Source organism: Sphingobium xenophagum NBRC 107872, assembly GCF_000367345.1.
GTDB classification, from domain to species: domain Bacteria; phylum Pseudomonadota; class Alphaproteobacteria; order Sphingomonadales; family Sphingomonadaceae; genus Sphingobium; species Sphingobium xenophagum.
In genome coordinates this window covers 1-2308 of record NZ_BARE01000122.1, presented here as the reverse complement: position 1 = coordinate 2308, position 2308 = coordinate 1, and the positions used below count along the sequence as shown (strand labels likewise).

Below are 2308 nucleotides of genomic sequence, written 5' to 3'. Positions count from 1 at the left end.
GTGCGCCACGTCGCGAGGTTCGCCACATATCTTGGGCGCCCTCCCGATACTGCGACCGTAGAAGAGCTCCGGCAATTTCAGGTCGAACAGCGCGAGGCGGGCATAGGGATCCCGACCATGAACAGCATCGTTTCTGCGCTGCGGTTCTTTTTCACGCACACCATTGATCGCCCGGATCTCTCCCGCAAGCTCTATACGGTCAAGAATCCGCGCTCCTTGCCCGTTGTCCTCAGCCGCGACGAAGTTGTGCTCCTACTCGGTGCGACCAACTGCCTGAAGCACAAGGCCGCACTGTCCGTTGCGTATGGCGCTGGCTTGCGCGCCGCCGAAGTGACGATGCTGAAGGTCCGCGATGTCGACAGCAAGCGCATGCTCCTGAGAGTGGAGCGCGGTAAAGGCGGACGCTATCGCAATGCGCTCCTGCCCGCTGACCTTCTTGCCCTTTTGCGCGAGTGGTGGACGGTTGGCCGCAAGCAAGGTGTCATGCACGCCGATGGCTGGCTGTTCCCGGGTATGCACTATCTCAAGCCGCTCAGCACCAGGCAGCTCCATCGGATCGTTGTCGATGCTGCCGAAGCTGCGGGTATCAAAAAACGCGTCGGCCCACACACTCTGCGGCACAGCTTCGCGACACATCTGCTTGAAGACGGCGTCGATATCCGGATCATCCAGGCACTGCTCGGGCATGCGAACCTCGAGACAACCGCTTTCTACACCACGGTCGCAACTCGAACCGTGCGCGCGGTCATCAGTCCGCTGGACAAGTTGACGACACTGCTCGAGGCGCAGGTGGCTCCTCCAGGCTGAGCCGGTGCGCGCCTCGCTCGAGGTCGCCGATATCTTCCGTAGCGCCGGGCCCGCGTATCGCGCAGCCCACGCCGGGCATCTGAGCCTCGGCCAGCTCAAGGTCATGACGGCGATCGAGAACTGCCGCACCGCCGCGTTGGGCGGTCACGTCGAAGCCTGCGACGACTGCGGGCACTGGCGGATCGCCTACAACTCCTGCCGCAACCGGCATTGCCCCAAATGTCAGGGCGCCGCCGCGCGCATCTGGCTGGCCGCGCGTGAGGCCGATCTGTTGCCGGTCGGCTACTTCCACGTTGTGTTCACGGTGCCTGCCCAGATCGCCGACATCGCCTGGCAGAACAAGGCGGTGGTCTATGACCTGCTGTTCCGCACCGCCGCGGACACGATGCTGACCATCGCGGCCGATCCCAAGCACCTCGGCGCGCGCATCGGCATCACCGCCGTGCTCCACACATGGGGCTCGGCACTGACCCACCACCCGCACGTGCACATGATCGTACCTGGCGGCGGCATCGCGCTCGACGGTACGCGCTGGATCTCGTCGCGCCCCGCGTTCCTGCTGCCGGTGCGTGTGCTGGGTGCATTGTTCCGCCGGCTGTTCCTCGCCCGCCTGCTGGCGCTGTTCGACGCCGGCAAGCTGTCCTTTTTCAGCACCTTGGCTGGCCTTGCACAGCGCAAGGCCCTCCTACGGCATCTGTCGCCCATCCGGAAGAAGCGCTGGGTCGTCTATGCCAAGCCACCCTTTGCCGGCCCGCAGGCGGTGCTGGCCTATCTCTCGCGCTACACGCACCGCGTTGCCATCTCGAACCGGCGCCTCATTGCCTTCGACGAGACTGGGGTGACGTACCGGTACAAGGATTATCGCCGCGACGGTGGCGAACGCCAGCAGGTCATGACGCTGACCACCGACGAGTTCATCCGCCGCTTCCTGATCCATGTCTTGCCGCGCGGCTTTCACCGCATCCGGCATTATGGCCTGCTTGCCAGTTCAACGCACAAGGACGCCATGGCGCTGGCCCGTAGCCTGCTTGGCGTCGCCGCGCCGATTGAGGAGACCGACACCGAACTCGACGACCCGCCCGATCATCGCCCGCCATGCCCTTGCTGCGGCGGGCATATGACTATCATTGAGGCCTTCGCCCGATGGTGCCAGCCCCGCGCTCCCCCGCAATCGGCGCCGCCGACCCGGAAGAACACGCCATGATCCGGCATGGCTTACCCTGCATGATGGCCGCGGACACTATCCCTCGGCCCATGGGGATAGGTGTGTCGACGCCGCCAGCACACTCAAAACTGGGTTCATTGCCAGCAGGATCAGGGGCGCTTCGAGCACAATGGCCATATGACTTCTATGCTGGGCCGCTCATCACGCGCTGGCCGGTAAGCTTGCTTCAGTCACCCCAATCCACGCCAAAGCCCTTTTACCCATAGACCTGTGCGAGCCTCACCGCGGGTCGTACTTGTAAGACTTTCGTACGCCTGCCGGCGCCCGAAACCCTTC

The 2308-nt window shown here is 64.2% G+C and carries 2 protein-coding genes; both read left to right on the top strand.

The genetic code is table 11. The features are described 5' to 3' along the window. Positions 1-807: tyrosine-type recombinase/integrase (locus SX1_RS23425; protein WP_019054854.1), on the top strand; the 807-nt coding region annotated here is incomplete at its 5' end. A 4-nt stretch (positions 808-811) separates the two neighbouring features. Then, positions 812-2011 (top strand): IS91 family transposase, encoded by a 1200-nt coding sequence (locus tag SX1_RS22130; protein WP_019054853.1) that lies wholly within the window; start codon positions 812-814, stop codon positions 2009-2011. The last annotated feature ends 297 nt before the right edge of the window (positions 2012-2308 follow it).